The organism is Desulfobulbaceae bacterium (assembly GCA_013792005.1).
In the GTDB taxonomy this organism is placed as follows: Bacteria; Desulfobacterota; Desulfobulbia; order Desulfobulbales; family VMSU01; genus VMSU01.
On the sequence record VMSU01000226.1, the window covers coordinates 1 to 3,390 of the forward strand.

The 3,390-nt window shown below is 48.4% G+C and carries 5 protein-coding genes; all 5 read left to right on the forward strand.

All coding sequences use genetic code 11. The annotated features are described in order from the left end of the window. Positions 1-368 precede the first annotated feature (368 nt). Positions 369-1,013 carry a cytochrome C gene (locus FP815_14630; GenBank protein MBA3016164.1) on the forward strand — a complete coding sequence of 215 codons (645 nt, stop codon included), beginning with the start codon at positions 369-371 and terminating at the stop codon, positions 1,011-1,013. A gap of 89 nt (positions 1,014-1,102) precedes the next feature. Next, a complete protein-coding gene (locus FP815_14635; protein ID MBA3016165.1) occupies positions 1,103-2,029 on the forward strand; it encodes a hypothetical protein in 927 nt (308 codons plus the stop codon). A 287-nt stretch (positions 2,030-2,316) separates the two neighbouring features. Beyond that, entirely contained in the window at positions 2,317-2,616 is a 300-nt protein-coding gene (locus FP815_14640; GenBank protein MBA3016166.1) for a PilZ domain-containing protein, read from the forward strand. Positions 2,617-2,664: 48 nt separating this feature from the next. Then, entirely contained in the window at positions 2,665-2,958 is a 294-nt protein-coding gene (locus FP815_14645; GenBank protein ID MBA3016167.1) for a hypothetical protein, read from the forward strand. Between the two features lie 45 nt (positions 2,959-3,003). Next, on the forward strand, positions 3,004-3,390 hold a 387-nt coding region (locus FP815_14650), incomplete at its 3' end, for a methyl-accepting chemotaxis protein (protein MBA3016168.1).

Here is a 3,390-nt window from a genome sequence, read left to right on the forward strand (position 1 = left end):
ACAGACTCACGGATACTATGCATTGGTAACAACCCTAACCGTCAACTGACAACCGCAAACCGAAAAACCGCCACAACCAGACCCCAATGAAACAGCTCTCCGATACGACCAACGGCGGAACCTGTATGCCTGGCTGTCACCGCAAGATGGAATACAATCGTGACCACGCTATTGACAACGGCATCAAGGAGACAGGATTTGGCGAATATCATGTCGAATACGAAAGCATGAAATAACTGGAACAGATCAGGTTAACGGTGAGCCGTTACCGGTTTACAGTTAACAGACTCACGGATACTATGCATTGGTAACAACCCTAACCGTCAACTGACAACCGCAAACCGAAAAACCGCCACAACCAGACCCCAATGAAACAGCTCTCCGACAAACTCCCTGCCAGACTCAAGAGATATGCCTTTAACGGACGTATTATTCTTGTTATAGGACTGTTTTTGGCGCTAACCGGTTGCTTCAAAATGGATCCCCTGGCAAAGCACAAGGTCCTCACCTCCCTCTTCGATGGCGTCCCCGAACTCCCCCCGGTTGAAGAGCTCTGCAAGGACAATATCGAAGACCTCTTCAACAAGTATTACGAACAACGGATAACGGCAGCAGAAACAGGGGACTTTACCGGAACCGATGCAGACAAGGCCCAAACCGGCTCCAAACATCGCCCCTGGGCTGAAAAAAACTGTATTAGCTGCCACAATTTTCAGGCAGACAATAAACTAAAACTCCCCACAAACGAAATCTGCTCCCTCTGCCATAAAAATCTGATTCAGGGGAAAAACGTCCACGGTCCTGTGGCTGTCGGGGCCTGCTTGGCCTGTCACGATCCACACACATCAGGCAACCCTTCGCTGCTGAAAAAAAGCTTGGCCACTATCTGCTTCAAGTGCCACAAAGAAAAACGACTGGCAGATGACATGCACAACAAAATCGTCAGCCACAACATGCTCTGTGTTGATTGCCATAATCCCCACAGTGGCAACCTGCACTATTTCCTGAAATAATCATTCTATAAAAAAATGGTCACACCATACCCCTGTGCAACGAAGCATCACTGGGGGAAAAAATCATTGCCGGGTCAAAAACGCACCACATGACGATACCCACCAATTTTCCTAGCTGCATGCTCCTCGCCCTCCTTATCTCTATGGCGATGGCGATCACATCAGCGCCAATAGCCTCAGCCGAAGAGGCCAAAGGGTGCGCTACCGAGCAATGTCATCCTGAATTAAGGGCAAAACTCCCTGGGCTTCCGAAGGGACATGACGACTGCACTCATTGTCATCAAAACACCGATCCGGAAACAGAACACCCCCTTCCTGGAACAATCTCCTTCGCTCTAGCTCAAGACGTCTGCGAAGAGTGCCACCCAACCACTGTCGATTATGACTATCTTCACCCCCCTGTCGCCAATGGCGACTGCCAGGCCTGCCACGCCTTCCATAACACACTCCCCTCACTGCTCAGGGAGGAAAATGAACAGAAACTCTGCTACTCCTGTCATCTTCCGGTGTCAAAAGACAGCGACACCATGATGCATGGTGACGTTGCCAAACAACAATGCACCTCCTGCCATACACCCCATGGCTCTTTCTTCAAGAACCTGCTCGCCGGCACCTACTCCACCGACTTTTTTAATGACTACAACGAAAAACAATACGCACTCTGTTTCCAATGCCATAAAATAGACTTGCTTCTTCATCCCTACACTTCATATAATACAAACTTCAGGGATGGAAAAAAGAACCTGCATTATCTCCATGTCAACCGTGAGTCCCGTGGCCGTGCCTGTAAGTTATGTCACGAAATCCACGCTGGCACCCAACCCAAGCTCATGGCCGAGACAGTCTCTTTCGGGGGGTGGGAGATGCCGGTTCACTTCATCATCAACGACACGGGAGGACAATGTACACCCGGATGCCATGCTCAGGCCAGATATGACCGCAATCGATTAACGCAGCCGAGCATTCCATCACGAAATATTCCACCAGAAACGGACACAACCGGATCAGATCAGTAAAATTCGTAACTACACAGGTTAACGGTAATCAGTTATCGGTTTACGGTTAAAAGAATCATGATTAGTCATAAATCATCGCATGATACTCAATGTCAGTGTGTCCTCAGCCATTGGCAAGACTCAATCTCTACCAACTGTCAACCGCAAACCGACAACATGAGCAGTTACTAAAATTCACGCCAAGGGACATCGTTAACCACTGAGTTCGTTGCAGACATAACCTTGAAGCTCTCAGTCCAATATCCAAACAACAATGACGAGGGCCACTTCCCCCCCGACAAAATACAATGACTAACAACGCCGAAAAAAGAATCAGCCAGAGATTCCCCAAAAACACACCTGTCCAGTTTGCGCTTGCGCCCCAGAGCAACAACGAATCAGGACGCACCAAGAAACCACTTAGTGCAACCATCATCGATATCAGCGCTACAGGGATGGGAATATACACTACCTCCCACATAAGCACTGGAGATTGTGTTTATTTTGTCAAAGACCAACCCAACTGGGAACTTCCGCCCAAAGGCAAGGCAATGTGGAGCCTGAAACATAACGATGGGTTCAGGGTCGGCCTTGAGTTTATCCTCTAGCGAAAAGAGCTTTGTGTTCTTCGCTTATCTCAACACCATGTGACTGCTATGTTACCACCACGAAAAAATCGTATCCCCCTTGAAAAAGACCCCGAAGCTGCGACTTTTCCCACCATCATGGTCGCTCTGAGTGAAAATTCATCGGTCGAAAACAACCATGAAATATCTATTCTTGATATCAACAATGCCGGCATCGGTATCGCCTGCAGCGTTCCTTTGCGTGTCGGCCAACGGATATTCTTTAAAGAAGATCATCCCGAGTGGGAATTCCCTAAACATGGAATTGTCATGTGGACTTTCAAAAACAGTGGCGAAATCAGAGCCGGCATTAAATTTGCTTAAATAAGACCAAGAACTATGCCGTACCAAAACCAAGGAGGGGACCCCGTGCACCAAACACCCGCTACCACTCAAGTCATTTCCAGATCATACCTCAGTGGCCTCGTCATTAAGTGCGGCCTGTTGTTCGCAGGTGGACTGATCTTAACCGGGTTAATCCTATACTTCACCAGCCACCAGCCACTAGGCCCTTCCTACCAGGAAAGCTTTAGTCGGCTATCCCAATTCAAGGAAGAGTTGCTCACCAAATCGATTATTATCTATTGCTTGCTTACCACCATGATTCTGGTCGGCGTAATCTTCATCACCATGATATACTCACACCGAGTGGTCGGACCACTTGTTGGCATCAAACGAGTCGTCAAAGCTATTGCCTCTGGGGATTTGAGTCAAAAAGCCCGCCTCCGCAAAAAAGACGCCATCAAACCCATGGCG

Bases quoted from the DNA above. Each gene is read 5' to 3' on its own strand.
- FP815_14630 (MBA3016164.1), top strand. From the start codon at position 369: ATGAAACAGCTCTCCGACAAACTCCCTGCCAGACTCAAGAGATATGCC.
- FP815_14635 (MBA3016165.1), top strand. From the start codon at position 1,103: ATGACGATACCCACCAATTTTCCTAGCTGCATGCTCCTCGCCCTCCTT.
- FP815_14640 (MBA3016166.1), top strand. From the start codon at position 2,317: ATGACTAACAACGCCGAAAAAAGAATCAGCCAGAGATTCCCCAAAAAC.
- FP815_14645 (MBA3016167.1), top strand. From the start codon at position 2,665: ATGTTACCACCACGAAAAAATCGTATCCCCCTTGAAAAAGACCCCGAA.